Raw genomic sequence first — 14,920 nt, forward strand, 5'->3', positions numbered from 1 at the left:
GGTTGGGGATACTTTTCAAAACAGTTAGAACGCCTGTCCAAAGGCCCACCTATTTATGTGTACCGCAAGGTTGGGAGTTGCAGTCTTAAGGCGGCCGAATAGCTAGTAGTCAATGGCTTTGAAAATGTGACCAACCTATCCGGAGGGTATGATACCTGTTTAATATAAAAGTGATTAAAGTGAAAAATATTTGATATATAAAAACCTATAAAAATAAAGATCTTACAGGTTTTTATAGGTTCTAAATTAATCCGGCTCTTTCTAATAAGGGCTCAATTTTTGGTTCTGCTCCCCTAAAACGCTTGTAAAGGTCCATAGGGTTCTCTGTACCTCCCTTGGAAAGGACATTTTCTTTGAATTTAGTAGCAATTTCTTTATTAAAAATACCCTTTTCCTTAAAATAAGCAAAGGCATCGGCATCCAGTACTTCTGCCCATTTGTAGCTGTAGTAGCCAGAGGAATATCCGCCTTGAAAAATATGAGCAAAAGAGGTGCTCATGCATGTCTCGGGTACATCGGGATAAAGATCGGTGTCTTTGAAGGCCTCTTTTTCTTGCGTCTTAACATCGGTTATATTAGAAGGGTCTGTTCCGTGCCATGACATGTCCAATATGGCAAAGCTCAGTTGACGTAGGGTGGCCATCCCTTCTTGGAAGGTGGAAGACTCTTTGATTTTTTCAACGATATCCATAGGAATCAAAGTTCCAGTGTCATAGTGGGTTGCAAACAGTTCCAAAGCCTCTTTTTCATAACACCAATTCTCCAAGATCTGACTTGGTAATTCCACAAAATCCCAATAAACGGAGGTGCCCGATAATCCAGGATAAACCGTATTGGCCAGCATACCATGTAGTCCGTGTCCAAACTCATGGAAAAGGGTAGTTACTTCATTAAAGGTTAGTAAGGAAGGTTTGCTTTTTGTTGGTTTGGTGAAATTACAAACATTGGAAATATGGGGTCTTACATTTACCCCGTTTTGAACGTATTGGGATTTAAAGGAAGTCATCCAGGCTCCCCCACGTTTTCCAGATCTAGGATGGAAGTCCGCATAAAAAAGGGAAACTAATTTTTTTTGCTCGTCATAGATGCGATACGTCTTCACATCCGAATGGTACTTGTCAATATCAAAGACTTCTTCAAATTGTAATCCATATAATTTTTCAGCCACTTTAAATACGCCTGCAATGACGTTTTCTAATTTAAAATATGGCTTCAGTTTCTCATCGTCTAAATTGAACAATTTCTGCTTTAACTTTTCAGAATAATAGGCGCTGTCCCATTTTTTTAAGCCATCTATTTGGTCCAGCTCTTTGGCAAAGGATTCCAATTCCTTAAACTCTCTTTCGGCAGCTGGTTTGGCTTTTTCCAAAAGTTCGTTAAGAAATTCATGAACTTTTTCAGGTGTTTCCGCCATCCTTTCTTCCAGAACAAAATGGGCATGGGTCTTATAACCCAACAAATTAGCACGTTCATAACGGAGTTTCGCAATCTTCATTATGTTTTCTTGGTTATCCAATTCGTCATTATGAAACCCTTTGCTGCCAAAGGCTATAGAAAGTTCTTTTCTTAACTCCCTTTTTTCTGCGTATTTCATAAAGGGGATATAGCTGGGATAATCCAAGGTGATTAACCAACCTTCTTTGTCTTTAGTCTTTGCCAACTGCTCAGCAGCTTCTTTTTCGCCTTCCGGTAGTCCTTCCAAGTCGGCCTCATCCGTTAGGTGCATTTCGTATCTATTAGTCTCGGCAAGGACATTCTCTCCAAATTGCAGTTTTAGCTTGGATAGCTCCGCGTCAATTTCTCTTAACCTCTTCTTTTTGTCTTCGGGTAAATTAGCACCATTTCTGCTGAAACTTTTATATTTTTTGTCCAGGAGGGTGTATTCCTCTTTGTTCAGATCCAAATTATTCTTTAGTTCAAAGACTGCTTTTACCCTTTTAAAAAGGATTTGATTTAGCATTATGTCATTACCGAATTCTGATAGGAGGGGGGATATCTCTTGGGCAATATTTTGAATTTCAGGATTGGTCTCAGCGGAATTCAAATTAAAAAACACACTTGAAACACGATCTAATTGTTGGCCTGCAAAATCTAAGGCTGCAATAGTATTTTCAAAAGTAGGAACTGAACTGGCATTGGCAATAAGGTCTATTTCCTTTCGGGCTTGAGTCATAGACTCCAAAAAAGCAGGTTTAAAATGTTCGTTCTTTATCTTGGAAAAAGGTGCTGTATCGAAGGATGTCAATAAGGGGTTGTTCATATAATCTTTTAATCAATTTTAATTTAAGTAGAAATCTGTTTTATTGGTAATGCGGAATCATAAGTTAGCAATACGTCAAGTACTTATGCTACATGAACGTTTTAAGTTTGTTTTTTACGTACTTCTTCTGCTCCCTGTATTACTTTTTGTTTTAGACCTTCTTTGTAGAAAATAATTTTGTCCAAGATACATTTATCACTGCTGCCAATGATTTGTGCAGCAAGGATTCCTGCATTTTTAGCGCCGTTCAAGGCTACTGTAGCAACGGGGACGCCACCAGGCATTTGTAAGATAGATAAGACGGAATCCCATCCATCAATGGAATTGCTACTTTTTATGGGTACCCCAATGACTGGCAGCGGAGACATGGAGGCAACCATGCCCGGTAAATGGGCGGCACCACCTGCGCCTGCAATGATAACTGAATACCCATTTTTATGGGCATTCATGCTGAAGTCAAATAATTTTTCGGGAGTACGGTGTGCGGATACAATATCCACATCAACCTCTATGTCAAAACCTCTTAAAATATCCACTGCCTCTTGCATGATAGGTAGATCACTTGTGCTTCCCATAACCACTGCCACTTTGCTCATAGTTGTATATTTTTCTTATTCACTGATTACTTTTATGGTCTGCTTCACTTGTTCGGCAATTTTTCTTGCCTTGGCTATGTCGTTGTTCACTATGGTTACATGACCCATTTTTCTAAAAGGTCGCGTTTGTTTCTTGCCATAGATATGTGGGGTAACCCCTTCCATTTTCAGGATCTTTTCAATATTGGCATAGACCACATTACCCGTATGACCCTCTGCGCCCACTAAATTAACCATAATACCAGCTACCTTACTCGCAGTATTTCCTAAGGGTAAATCTAAAATAGCGCGTATATGTTGTTCAAATTGGTTTGTGTAACTGGCCTCTATACTGTAATGTCCACTATTATGTGGCCTAGGGGCCACTTCGTTGACTAAAATTTGGTCGTCCTCGGTTTGAAACATTTCTACTGCCAAAACACCAATGTGATTCATTTTTTCTGAAACCTTTAAGGCGATGGCATTTGCTTTTTGTGCTACTTTGTCATCAATTCTAGCCGGACATATGACATATTCCACTTGATTTGCCTCTGGGTGAAATTCCATTTCTACAACGGGGTAGGTAACTACTTGTCCGCTAGGATTTCTTACCACAATCACAGCCAGCTCATTTTTAAACGGGATCATTTCTTCCGCTATGCATTCCACATTAGGTAAGCCGTCTATGTCCTTTAGATTTCTCACCACTTTTACGCCCTGACCATCATAGCCAAATTGGGTGCATTTCCACACAAAAGGGAATTGCATCCCGCCATTGCTAATACTGTCCTTAATTTCACTGGTGTAGGCAAATCTACTGAAAGAGGCCGTAGGGATGTCATGATCTACATAAAAAAGCTTCTGTGTGGCTTTATTCTGTATAGTACGCAATGTTTGTGACGGGGGATATACCTTGATGCCCTCCTCTTCTAGCTGCTCTAAGGCATCCAAGTTGATATTCTCAATTTCAATAGTGAGGACATCTACTTTTTTTCCAAAATTGTAAACGGTATCGTAATCCATAAGGTCTCCCTGTTGGAATTCATTACAGGATATTTTGCAGGGCGCTTCCTCTGAAGGATCCAGAACTTTAGTATGGATATCAAACTTACGGGTCTCGTAGAGCATCATTTTTCCTAATTGGCCACCGCCTAGGATACCCAGTTTAAAATCGGAAGAAAAATAGTTCATGGATTATTCTTTAGTCTTATGGATAATCGAATACAAATAGTGTAACAAAAATACATTTAAATCTTAAAACAGCCTTGCGCATCTTAGAAAAGAGAAATCAAAATGTTATCTTTGGCATCTCATAAAATTTATGGCGGTGATAAAGCTCCACGACAAATATTTTAAACCATTTCTTAGCAAAGCGGAAATAGAAACTGCTGTTAAAAAGGTGGCCCATGCCGTTGCAGCAGATTATAAAGAAGAAGTGCCAATTTTTGTTGGCGTTCTTAATGGGTCTTTTATGTTTGTTTCCGATGTTTTAAAGCATTACGAGCACCCCTGTGAGGTTTCTTTTGTGAAGTTAAGCTCTTATAGTGGTCTTACCTCTACAGGAATAGTAGAAACCTTGTTAGATGTGCCAGAAAATATTGAAGGTAGGGTAGTTATTATTCTTGAGGATATTATAGATACCGGCCGTACTTTACAGAAACTAGTGCATTTGTTTGCTAATGTAAATGTGAAGGAATTCAAGATAGCCACCTTGTTCTATAAACCATCCGTTTATAATGGGGAGTATACCATTGACTATGTAGGAATGGAAATTCCTGATAAGTTTATTGTTGGGTATGGACTAGACTACAATGAACTGGGAAGAAATTTAAAAGAAGTATACCAATTAAACCAAAAACATATGATTAACCTAGTATTGTTCGGAAAACCTGGTGCAGGTAAAGGCACCCAGGCTGAATTTCTAAGGGACACTTATAACTTAAAACATATTTCTACTGGCGATGTGTTCCGTTACAATATTAAAAACGATACAACATTGGGGCAACTTGCAAAATCCTACATGGATAAAGGAGATCTTGTGCCAGATGAGGTTACTATAAAAATGTTGCAAGAAGAAGTGGAGAAAAATCCTGACGCATCCGGATTTATATTCGATGGATTTCCAAGGACAACTGCACAAGCAGAGGCCTTGGATGATTTTTTGGATACCAAGGACATGAAAATCAATGCAACTATAGCACTAGACGCCAATGATGAGGTGTTGATTCAAAGACTTCTAGAAAGAGGTAAGGTAAGTGGTAGGCCAGATGATCAGGACGAAGATAAGATTAGAAACAGATTTGAAGAGTACAACCAAAAGACCGCCCCCTTGAAACAATATTATCAAGCCAAGGGGAAATTCCATAGTGTGGATGGTATTGGCGCCATAACTGATATTACTGAACGCTTAAAGGTTGTAATAGATAAATTATAAAGTTTGCTTTTCAATGGGTTTCCCCGTTTGGGAATCCCTTGAAGAATTCGTGGAAACTGTTAAACTGTAAAAATGACTGAAGGTAATTTTGTTGATTATGTTAAAGCTTCTGTTTCTTCCGGAAATGGGGGCAAGGGTTCTGCGCATTTACACCGTGAGAAATTCATAACTAAAGGTGGACCTGATGGTGGTGATGGAGGAAGAGGGGGACACATAATCTTAAAGGGCAATAAAAACCTTTGGACCTTGGTTCACTTTAAATTTAAAAGACATTTTAAGGCTGGTCACGGTGAGCACGGAAGTAAAAACAGAAGTTTTGGTGCTGACGGGGAAGATATCTATGTAGATGTGCCTTTGGGTACTGTGATACGCGACACAGAGTCCAATGAAATTTTATTCGAGATCACTGAAGATGGAGAAGAAAAAATCATTGTTGAAGGTGGTATGGGTGGACTTGGTAACTGGCACTTTAGGTCCTCTACCAATCAGACACCTAGATATGCCCAACCTGGAAAACCTGGAGAAGACAAACAGATTACCTTAGAAATGAAAGTTTTGGCAGATGTAGGCCTTGTTGGGTTCCCAAATGCAGGAAAATCAACGTTATTGTCTGTTATTACCTCTGCTAAACCAAAAATTGCCGACTACGAATTTACTACCCTTAAGCCTAATTTGGGTATTGTTGAATACAGGGATTTCCAAAGCTTTGTGATGGCAGATATCCCAGGAATTATAGAGGGAGCTGCCGAAGGAAAAGGCTTGGGACATTATTTTCTAAGACATATTGAACGGAATGCTACTTTATTATTCCTGATTCCTGCGGATAGCAAAGATATAAGTAAGGAATACGAAATATTACTGGATGAACTTCGCAGGTATAACGAAGAACTTTTGGACAAGGAACGCTTGGTGGTTATTTCCAAAAGCGATATGCTAGATGAAGAGCTTATCAGTGAAATGAGAGTAGAAATCGAAAAAGATCTCAATGGCACACCATATATGTTCATCTCATCTGTTGCCCAGAAGGGTATCGTGGAACTTAAGGATAGGCTCTGGGCGATGTTGAACGATTAAATATTTGATGATTTAATTGCGTTCCCATTTTTAAGTATTTTTATAAAAAAACCAATTGATGAGAAACATTTGTACCATCTTGGCAGCCTTTCTTTTAGTATCGTGTAATGCTGTTAGAGTTAATTATGATTACGAAAAGGACACAGATTATTCAAGTTATACTACCTATAATTATTATCCGGATATGAAAGCGGGTTTAAGCCAGTTAGATACAAAGCGTTTATTAGATGCCATTGATTCTACCATGCAGGTTAAGGGGATGTTACTTGTAGAAGAACCAGACTTTTTTGTTAATATAACCAGCAGTTCAATGCGAGCTCCTAGAAATAATTCTGTAGGTCTTGGAGTAGGCGGAACAGGAAGAAATGTAGGAGGAGGGCTATCTATAGGTTTGCCTATTGGTCAGCCCGATTTAGAGCGCGTTATTCAGTTCGATTTTGTGGATAGCCAAAAGGATGAACTTTTTTGGCAAGCTATTAGCGAAAGCTCCTACAAGGAGAATTTGTCCCCAAAGGCAAGGGAGGCTAAATTAAAACAACTGGTAGATAAGGTTTTTTCCAAATATCCTCCGGGCAGAAAGAACTAACAAATACTATATGAAAACTACCGTTCATACGGCAATTATGAATTGGCTATATTAAAAAAGGTGGACACATAGCGATATGGGTCCACCTTTTTTGAATTATTAAATTTTCTTAAGGTCTAATGATATCCTTATAGCGATCTTTATAAAAGTAAAGCATAATAATATTTAGTAGAAGTAGTATTAATGCTGGACCTATGGAGCTAGGCTCCAAGAAGGCATTAAACAAAATGGCATTAACGGAGATGGTCATTAGAATGATCATCATCAATGCCCCAAACTTGTTGGCCAATAAAGAAAGACCTGCAAGTATTTCGACCAAGGCAACCATGTTAAGGGTGTTGGTACTCATCAATGCGGAGAAATACTCATTTGCCGCTTCGGACATTTGTCCCATGGGCATAAAATGAAATAATTTATTCGATCCGAATACGATTAAGAATAGTCCAAACGCAATACGCAGGGCCATGAAAATTTTTGGATTCATAATTGGCTGTTTATCTATTAGTTATGTGTTAATTTATAAAAAAAATCGATAACATATTACGAATTTCATAACTATTTCTCCATAATATGAATTCTAATCCCTTCGCTATGGCTACTAAATTCGGGGGCATACATGCTTTGAATTGTTGAAATACCGTTACTGAAATCACCTGAATTATTTACCCTTAGATCGTACTCAAAAACATAAATCCCTTTTGGTAGGTTATCAAAAAAGAAATTGGAGGTGGCATCTTTGGTGCTTTCATAATATCCCAATCCATCTTGCCATTTATACTGGGATATAACATTTACGGGCTCCAAACCTGCAGCTCTCATATCTTTGAGATGGATAAATTCCATTGCCCGGTCTACCTTTATCACAATCCGAGCCTTGATTAGATCACCAACATTTAACTGGGTGTCTTCGGTAATTTCTTGCAGTTCTTCCCCTAAATCTGTATTCTTTTTTAGAAATAATTTTTTTTCTAGTTGCAAGGGTGTTTTCGCTGGGGTTATCTTATCCAAATCCTCAAAGTACTGCCAATATAAAGCACCCCAAGCTACACCGTTCCTTTTTTTACCCAATTGAACTTTGGCCATTTTGGGCTTAATCTCATTCCCATTCCAGGTGGTTTTAAAATAACCAGTACCTGCTTCAATGGGGCTATCGGAGTTCCATGGTTTTATGGTCTCTCCTCCCATTTGAACATCTATCACATCGGTAATGGAAAGCCAATCATTACCCTTTAGTAATAAGGCATATATGGCTTCTGTGGTTGCCTTGGTGGTTTGCCATTGATTGGTCTGCTTGTTTTTTAGTAGCCATACTTTCAGATTCTCAATAGTCTGTTGATTCAATGCGTCTTCCTCTCCGATCTCAGTAAAAGCCTCTATTAATAGTGCCTGAGTTTCAATGGGTGATTTGTACCAGTACCACGAAGCGGAGTTTTCCTTCCAGTACATGCCCAATTCATCACTAACAATACTGTTTTCCTTTAAGGATTGCATTATCTTCTTTGCTTCTAAGTCCATTTCTCTCCTATGAAATACCAATGCTAGTAACCCCTTTTCATATAAAGTTTTCTTGGTCCAGTACTTTCGTGCCTGACCTATGTAGTACTGCATTACCTCCTGTACCGTATTAGATGCGGGTTGATCCTTAAAAAAGCTGCGTAGATATAGGTACTGGATCTGTATGGAGCTTAAATAATCATTATTGATATTATCCGTGTATTTTTTCATCTCTTCGTATTCGGTTACGAATTCCGCATCCAGAAAAGCAAGCCCTCTTTCTTCTATTCTTCCTAATTTCTCATTGGTAAGACCGGTATTTAAGTTTTTTAAATGCCCAATTCCGACCAATATATGTTGAGTGATAAACCTATTTTGGGGGCCTCCTTGGAACCAGGCCCATGATCCTTCAGACATTTGGTTGTCTACTAGTTTATTTAAAGCTAATTGCTGTTCCTGTTGTAGATGATTACTATTGAATAAAAGGGCTATTCTCTTTTTCTGTTCTGGTTCCGTTTGCGCATCCCTTAACCAAGGAGTTTCTTGAATTAAAATGGATTTCAGATCTTGATTCTTTTCTAGATTACTCACTAGGGCATCTGTATTTGCCCATTGATCAAAAACAGATTTAATTCTAGGATTTGATTTTGTGATATGATTAGCCAAAGTATTAGCATACAAACGGGCGAATATCTGCTCGTTGCTTTCATACGGTTGCTCCATAAGATAAGGGAGTGCTTGTAATGCATACCAGGCGGGATTAGAGGTGATTTCCAAGGTGAGCTTATGGCTGCTTCTCGTGTTTGAGGTGGTTTCCTTTAATTTTTGTAGCGTAAATGTTTTAGTAGTATTGCCACTGATCCACATGGGCAAGGTTTCGGTCACCAATATTCTATTGGTCAGAACGGGTAGGATGTTCTGTTCTCCATCGCTAAAATCTCCTGCTTTCGCCATGACTGTATATTGGACAGCCTGAAGATTTTTGGGAATAGTAAGTGTCCAAGATACCTGAATATTGTTTTTAGGATCTACCTTAAATGCTTTCTTGTTACGAGGACTAGATTTTACTGATATAAGTAGCTCATCAGTAATATTCCTTCCTGTAAGCGCATCCTCTAGCAGAATACTGGCATCGCCTTCCAGTTGATTTTCTGTAAGATTGCTTATTTTACTGCTGATGGTGATAGTGTCTCCTTCCCTTAAGAATCTAGGAGCATTGGGTGTTATCATGAGTTCCTTTTGGGTCAAGGCTTTAAAAGTTTTTACGGTACTTTCCAATGTAGCAGTATGCGCTAATAATTGAAGCTTCCATTGGGTAAGGGCATCAGGAGTCTTAAAACTAAAAGAGACATCGCCTTCGGTATTGGTCAATAAACTTGGAAAGAAAAAAGCAGTTTCCTGAAGATTTTTTCGAACCTGAATTTGTTCCATTTCGGTTTCTTTTTCATTCACACGTATAGAGCTTTCATCTAAATCTCTGATCTTTCCCCTTGAATATAATGCGATTTCTTCCTCAGATTGTTCATTAGCATCATCGGCAACTTCCATGGCTATTGGCGCTGAATTCTTCATCATCATTTCTGTTCTGTACAACCTATTGCTATTTCCAAAATAAAACTCGAACCAATTGAATGTGTCATATTCTTGTTGAGAATAATCATGGCTTTCTGTTTGGCTTACACGTGTATTGAAATTTACCGTACCAAAACTTTGGTGCGCATTAGAGCTATAAATGGAATAATAGGATGGTTTTTCGGTAGGGTTAAAATACCATTCATGCTCCCTAAAAGTATCCAAAGAGGCATCGTACATACTTGCTAAAACTTCTGCAACTACCTTTTCGCCTTTTGGACCTTTAAATTTAAAACTCCAAGTCTCTTCGGCACCAGGAGCTAACTTATCCCGGAATGTCATAGTCTCCAATTCGAGATGGGTCGATGGATAAGGCACACTTATGCTTTGATTCCCATTTACAAACCCATTAAACGCAGAAAAGCTATAGTTAATGACAAAACCACCCAAATCACCTTTCTCAATTGGGATAGAAATGGATTTGCTATTATTGGACAAGGAAACTATAAGGGTTCTTTTAATTTTTTTATCCTTTTCAATAAACAATGTCACTTGAAGGTCCTTTGCGGTTGAGGCCAATGTAAAGTTTACTATATCCCCTATGGTGTATGATTCCTTATCGGTTTTTATGTCGAACAATTCATTATCTGCTAATTTTTTATCCTTCTTTGAGAAAACAGTGGTTTGCACTGCGTCCTTCACAGACTTACCATACCTGTCTTTTGATTCTAGTTCAATTACATACTTGCCAGATTCCCATGATTCAATAGGGTCTAGGACAATTTTATCTATTTTTTCAGTATTAAAATCGGCCTGCCAAACCAAAGTTCCTTTTTCCGAGTTTTCTGGATTTTCTTCATTGGAATAAGAATCATGTGGAAACAAAACGTTGAACTCCTCTTTTGTGAAGGAGGAAAATTCAGGAGCTTTCCATGGTCGTTCTCTAAGGACCTTATCAGGACACTTTAATTTATACATTTTAAGAGTACCCTTTACTGAAACCTTTTGACCATTAAGATTGGTAGTGGAAATTTCAAGGGAGTGATCTTTTTTGTTTTTATCTAGTTTGTTTGCAACTTTTATTTTGGCCAATAGGGAATGATACCCTACACTCACCATTGTTGACGCACCATGGGTTTCAACATTAATATCTGTAACATCTACGGTTACTTTGTATGTAAAAATGGGTAAATCTTTCTTGGGAATATCACTGTCAGGGATTGCCCTAAATTTAATCTCAAATTTGCCATCTTCATCGGTTTGAGTTTCCCCATGTGCAATTTCTTGGGCCGAACTTCTTATATACGGGTGACTCCAATAATACCATTCTGGATATTGAACTACCCTGCTCACGGCATAACTGACTTTTGCTTTGGTGATGTTACTTCCGGCAAAGGCTTTGGCGGTCCCCGTTAATAAAATACTGTCATTCACTTTATAACTTTCCGTTACAGGATCAATAAAAGTCTCAAATTTTGGTCGCTTGTATTCCTCAACGGAAAAATTGGATTGTCCGCTTAAAATAATGTCTTCAGAACTTGCTAGTAAAGAATATTCACCAGTAAGACCGTAATTGGGTAAAATGAACTGTCCATTTAAAGAACCGTATTCATTGGTTTTATGTTCCTGCCTTCCAACCTCTTGATTATTGGCATCGAAAAATATTACTATGGTTTTTGTATGTTTTAATACCTCTGTAGAAAATTTCTTTCTTTTTAAAACGATTCCTTTAAAAAAGACGACTTGGCCAGGTCTGTAAATGCTCCGGTCCGTAAAAATAGAGGTGAAATAGGTGGTATCGGTAAGACGATCAACTTCTGTATTTTGGGATATAAAATACGTTCCAAAAATTGCATGATCTTTTTTAGACTTGACAGAAATAGAAATATTTGTCCATCTTTCATCAGAAAAATCGGTGTTGATGAAGCCTTGTTTATCTGTGAGAGTGGTGTGTTTCTTTAATGGCCCATTGTAATTGGTTTGATAACTCAAGGTAACTGGGACTCCTGAAATGGGAAAACCGTTATTTCTATTAATAACCTGAAACTTTTGTTCGTTAGCTCTTCTTGTTTCTACAATGGCAATATCGGTTACTTGCACTGTTTGAAAGGCAAACGTAGCATCGTCTTCCGCAAGAATTACGTATAAACCATTGGGTAATGCAGGGAGTAGTATTTCTGTGCTGTGATTTTGATAGTCCCCAACGTTTTTTAACGTTCCCGTCCATTGCTTGGCAAGCTGTAGTTTGTTTATAAAGGATTTTTGCTTTTCTATTGGATAAATTTTCTCTAATTGGACTTTTTCTCCCTCGGTAATAGTATAAGCCGAAAGCTTTAACCCATCCATATTTTTGTAGTTCACTAAGATGCGCGATGCTGTGTTTATTGGCAGAGCCCCTTCAGCTTTTAACTGAAGGTTCCGGGAAAGTATTTGACTTTTCAGTGCTAAGGATTTTTCGGCCGCTACGCTTTTTGGATACTTTTCAATTATAGCATTACAGATTTCCAATGCTTCTTTCCGTTTCCATTGATTTTTCTCATCGGATATAGGAAGGAAGTTCTTAGCCCACTGGTCATACAGTGCTGCAATCTCGTAATGATATAGCGCTGCAACATCGCCCTTAAAGGAATTAGCGGTATTTTTCAATGCTTCCAAATAGTATTGATCCACTTCCTGGATGCTAGCATATTGTTTTACAAAATGTAGGCGCTCTATATCTACATTTACCATGGCCAAAGGGGATTTGTCCTTTAGATGGAATGTTAAAAGTTGCTGGTATAGTTTCAGAGCCTTTAATTGGAGGGAGCTACTGTCTTTAGGATTTAACGTTAAGACACTGAATTTTTCCGCTGAGGTAAAATACTTAGGCTGATCCAATTCAAATTTATACGAAGGAGTTATGATGCCATTCTCACTGGTTTTATAAAAATCCAATGCGGTATGGGCCAAAACATCATAAAGTGAAGGTCTGTATAGCTTTGAATCCTTTTGATGATCTAGAATATCTTTAAAAATGTTGATATCCAACTTTTGTAGAACCTCTTTGTCTTCCAAGGAACGTTCAAAGTGAAAAGTTATTTCTTCAAAAAGAGTGCTGAGGTCCCACGTTCGAAAATCTAGGTGATCTTCCTTAGTTTCAGTTTTAGTCCGATTATAGAACTCAAAGCGGTTCTGCTGATAGTATTGCCAATAGAGATTAGCCAAATAACTCTCTAATATGTTTTTTGTGGGAGTTGTAGCTTTGTTAATTTCGCTTTTAAATTCATTAACAATGGTCAATTGGGATTCCTCTTCCAATACCATACTATATTTCGAAGAATATAGCAATGCTTTAATAGTCTGTGGAGAATTTTGTTCTTTTTTAGATTTTTTGGAGATGGTATTAACCACTTCTAAGGCAGATATTGTCAACGATTCTTCTTCTAATTGGGCAACCTTTGTCCAAAGGGTTTCATAGGAAGTATTCCCTTTAGTTTGGGCATGGCCCATTTGGGAAAATAGAAGCAGGATGAGTATAGAAGCTAGATGTTTCATAGACATAAATTTAGAAACAATATTAAATAATCTGTTATGTATAGGTCGATATGAAATGACAAAAAAGTAACCTTAGAGCATTATAGACAACCTCAATTGCAAAAAGAATACCAAAAAGTGAGTATAAAAAAAATAAGTCCTTATTGGAATAGAGACTTATTTTTTCATCTGCTAGCTAATAGCATTTAAACAGATTTTAACATGCCCCCATCAATGGGAATATTTGCGCCCGTAATGAATGACGCTTGTTCAGAAGCTAAAAAGGCCACTAAATAACCGTATTCTTTTGGATCTCCAAATCTGCCTATGGGAACATTATTGAGCATTTGTTGGTTTACCTCTTCCATGGGAATACCAAAAGATTTGGCTTTGGCACTATTAAGGTTTTTTAGTCTTTCGGTATCAAAATAGCCAGTCAGGGTGCTGTTAACAGTGATCCCATATTTACCTACGTCGGCTGCCAATGTTTTCGCCCAAGTTGTCACTGCCGCCCTTATGGAATTGCTTAATGCTAGATATGATAAAGGTTCTTTTACGGAAACAGAAGCAATATTTATGATCCGCCCGTATTTTTGATCTATCATTCCCTTTAAAGCAAGTTCCGAGGTGTAGACGACTGTTTTAAACAACAGATCAAAAGCAGCTTGGTAATCTTCTACTTTTTTTTCCATTGCTCCTCCCGATGCAGGACCTTGGGTGTTGTTCACTAAGATATCTACCGAATTATTTTTAAAATAGTTTCCTATAATTTCTTGATAAGAATTAAAGTCAGTAAAATCTACTTCCAAGTATTGGTGCTGTTGCCCATTATCTGTAGGCATTAGGGAAATAATATCTTTCAATTTTTCCCCACTACGCGCCATTAGGGTAACACTGGCACCACTAGCAGCCAATTGCTCTCCTATGCCCTTACCAATGCCTTGACTACTACCGCCCACCAAAGCCCTTTTTCCAATTAAAGATATATTCATGATTACTTGTATTCTTCTCTAGTGGGGCTAAAGGCGTCCATCAATTTACAGTCGGTAAGTGCTTTGCCACTGTGGGGCAAATGTGGAGCAATCACTACGAGATCTCCAGGTCCATAAACCTTGGTATGGCCGTCTAAAGTAAATTCAAAACTACCTTCCAATACCTGCATAACCTGTTCGTTCATATGGGAGTGTAAGGGAACTTCCGCCCCTTTTTCAACCTCCCAAAAAGCTAGACTCATATTTTGTGTATGTATCAGTTTACCTCGGTACCCAGGCATTATTTCTTTTGGGGCCACATCTTTTAATTTTATATGCATATGTACTTGTTCTTTATACGAATATAAACAATATTCAATACTTTGAGGACGCTAAAAAGAGCTGTTGGATGTGCGTTAAAATCAAAACATTTAAAATTTT

10 protein-coding genes are annotated in these 14,920 nt (G+C 38.0%); 3 read left to right on the top strand and 7 right to left on the bottom strand.

Going from position 1 to position 14,920, the window contains the following annotated elements:
* Nucleotides 1-241: 241 nt before the first annotated feature.
* The 3 genes from ABXZ36_RS03875 to ABXZ36_RS03885 all read right to left on the bottom strand — a co-directional run bounded on the left by ABXZ36_RS03875 (nt 242) and on the right by ABXZ36_RS03885 (nt 4,026).
* Nucleotides 242-2,260, bottom strand: a complete 2,019-nt coding sequence (locus tag ABXZ36_RS03875; protein ID WP_354614173.1) for a M3 family metallopeptidase — start codon at nt 2,258-2,260, stop codon at nt 242-244.
* Between the two features lie 101 nt (nt 2,261-2,361).
* A complete protein-coding gene (purE, locus tag ABXZ36_RS03880) occupies nt 2,362-2,856 on the bottom strand; it encodes a 5-(carboxyamino)imidazole ribonucleotide mutase (RefSeq protein WP_354614174.1) in 495 nt (164 codons plus the stop codon).
* A gap of 15 nt (nt 2,857-2,871) precedes the next feature.
* Nucleotides 2,872-4,026, bottom strand: coding sequence for a 5-(carboxyamino)imidazole ribonucleotide synthase (locus ABXZ36_RS03885; protein WP_354614175.1), 1,155 nt, complete (start codon nt 4,024-4,026; stop codon nt 2,872-2,874).
* A 136-nt stretch (nt 4,027-4,162) separates the two neighbouring features.
* Between ABXZ36_RS03885 and ABXZ36_RS03890 the strand changes: the two genes are divergently transcribed.
* From ABXZ36_RS03890 to ABXZ36_RS03900, 3 genes are all read left to right on the top strand, one after another.
* Nucleotides 4,163-5,269 (top strand): adenylate kinase, encoded by a 1,107-nt coding sequence (locus ABXZ36_RS03890; protein ID WP_354614176.1) that lies wholly within the window; start codon nt 4,163-4,165, stop codon nt 5,267-5,269.
* Between the two features lie 72 nt (nt 5,270-5,341).
* The gene (obgE, locus tag ABXZ36_RS03895; RefSeq protein WP_354614177.1) at nt 5,342-6,343 is read left to right on the top strand and encodes a GTPase ObgE; all 1,002 of its coding nucleotides are present in this window, start codon (nt 5,342-5,344) and stop codon (nt 6,341-6,343) included.
* Between the two features lie 58 nt (nt 6,344-6,401).
* Nucleotides 6,402-6,929 (top strand): DUF4136 domain-containing protein, encoded by a 528-nt coding sequence (locus ABXZ36_RS03900; protein ID WP_354614178.1) that lies wholly within the window; start codon nt 6,402-6,404, stop codon nt 6,927-6,929.
* A gap of 109 nt (nt 6,930-7,038) precedes the next feature.
* Here ABXZ36_RS03900 and ABXZ36_RS03905 read toward each other — a convergent pair whose 3' ends face one another.
* The 4 genes from ABXZ36_RS03905 to ABXZ36_RS03920 form a co-directional block, all read right to left on the bottom strand.
* Complete coding sequence (locus tag ABXZ36_RS03905) at nt 7,039-7,413, bottom strand: DoxX family membrane protein (protein ID WP_354614179.1); 375 nt, start codon at nt 7,411-7,413, stop codon at nt 7,039-7,041.
* A gap of 71 nt (nt 7,414-7,484) precedes the next feature.
* Nucleotides 7,485-13,529: an alpha-2-macroglobulin family protein gene (locus tag ABXZ36_RS03910; protein ID WP_354614180.1), complete on the bottom strand. Its 6,045-nt coding sequence runs from the start codon at nt 13,527-13,529 to the stop codon at nt 7,485-7,487.
* 185 nt (nt 13,530-13,714) lie between these two features.
* Entirely contained in the window at nt 13,715-14,500 is a 786-nt protein-coding gene (locus ABXZ36_RS03915; protein WP_354614181.1) for an SDR family oxidoreductase, read from the bottom strand.
* Nucleotides 14,501-14,502: 2 nt separating this feature from the next.
* Entirely contained in the window at nt 14,503-14,820 is a 318-nt protein-coding gene (locus tag ABXZ36_RS03920; protein ID WP_354614182.1) for a cupin domain-containing protein, read from the bottom strand.
* Nucleotides 14,821-14,920 lie beyond the last annotated feature (100 nt).

Source organism: Sediminicola arcticus (genome assembly GCF_040566695.1).
GTDB lineage: Bacteria > Bacteroidota > Bacteroidia > Flavobacteriales > Flavobacteriaceae > Sediminicola > Sediminicola arcticus.

Bases quoted from the DNA above. Each gene is read 5' to 3' on its own strand.
- ABXZ36_RS03885 (WP_354614175.1), bottom strand. From the start codon at position 4,026: ATGAACTATTTTTCTTCCGATTTTAAACTGGGTATCCTAGGCGGTGGC.
- ABXZ36_RS03900 (WP_354614178.1), top strand. From the start codon at position 6,402: ATGAGAAACATTTGTACCATCTTGGCAGCCTTTCTTTTAGTATCGTGT.
- ABXZ36_RS03920 (WP_354614182.1), bottom strand. From the start codon at position 14,820: ATGCATATAAAATTAAAAGATGTGGCCCCAAAAGAAATAATGCCTGGG.
- purE (WP_354614174.1), bottom strand. From the start codon at position 2,856: ATGAGCAAAGTGGCAGTGGTTATGGGAAGCACAAGTGATCTACCTATC.
- ABXZ36_RS03875 (WP_354614173.1), bottom strand. From the start codon at position 2,260: ATGAACAACCCCTTATTGACATCCTTCGATACAGCACCTTTTTCCAAG.
- ABXZ36_RS03910 (WP_354614180.1), bottom strand. From the start codon at position 13,529: ATGAAACATCTAGCTTCTATACTCATCCTGCTTCTATTTTCCCAAATG.
- ABXZ36_RS03915 (WP_354614181.1), bottom strand. From the start codon at position 14,500: ATGAATATATCTTTAATTGGAAAAAGGGCTTTGGTGGGCGGTAGTAGT.
- obgE (WP_354614177.1), top strand. From the start codon at position 5,342: ATGACTGAAGGTAATTTTGTTGATTATGTTAAAGCTTCTGTTTCTTCC.
- ABXZ36_RS03905 (WP_354614179.1), bottom strand. From the start codon at position 7,413: ATGAATCCAAAAATTTTCATGGCCCTGCGTATTGCGTTTGGACTATTC.